Source organism: Bacteroides sp. LFL-34 (assembly GCF_027257075.1).
Taxonomy (GTDB): Bacteria; Bacteroidota; Bacteroidia; order Bacteroidales; family Bacteroidaceae; genus Bacteroides; species Bacteroides ovatus.
Map to the genome: position 1 here is coordinate 1 of NZ_JAPQKZ010000154.1, position 749 is coordinate 749.

General features: G+C 56.6%; 1 protein-coding gene. It reads left to right on the forward strand.

Features of this window, described 5'->3' with window-relative positions:
- On the forward strand, positions 1 to 749 hold a 749-nt coding region (locus tag N5O98_RS27345; protein ID WP_269496290.1), incomplete at both ends, for a DUF3575 domain-containing protein.

Below are 749 nucleotides of genomic sequence, written 5' to 3' on the forward strand. Positions count from 1 at the left end.
TACTGTAATTCACTGGGCAGTGAAGCCGAGAACCTTGCCACGGCGAAGATCCGTGCCAACCGTGTGAAATCCGAACTGATTATCCGTGCGGAAATAAAAGAGGAGAATTTCATTACCCGCAACCATGCGACTGAGGGTGATTTTGTCACCGTGCGCCTGACGGTACCGGTAAAGGGAACTGCCGCGACGGATGCGGAAGCACGACGCAAGGCGGAAACCGAACGACTGGAAGCCGAGAAGCGTGCCGAACAGGAACGGCTTGCCGAAGAGCAGCACAAGGCGGAAGAAGCCCGACTTGCCGCTGAAAAGGCAGAAGCCGAGAAAGCCGCTCAACAAAATACACTTGCCGACACGCCGTCGGAAACCAAAATCACAACTGATTATCATCTCTCCCTGCGTGCCAACCTGCTGCGCTGGGCTACCCTGACACCAGATCTTGGCGTGGAATGGCGCATCTGCCCATCGTGGGGCATTGCCGTAAACGGCTCGTGGACTTCATGGACGTGGAGCGACAAGGACCACCGCTATGCACTCTGGGAAGTGGCTCCGGAAGTGCGTTACTATATGGGTGAGAAGAAAGCCTGGTATCTGGGCGCGCTGTTCAAGGCCGGACAGTTCAACTACAAGCTCTCCGAAACAGGCAAACAGGGCGACCTGATGGGTGGCGGCATCACCGCCGGCTATCAGCTGCGGCTGAACAAGGCACTGGCTCTTGATTTCAACCTCGGTCTGGGCTACCTGAATGCCGA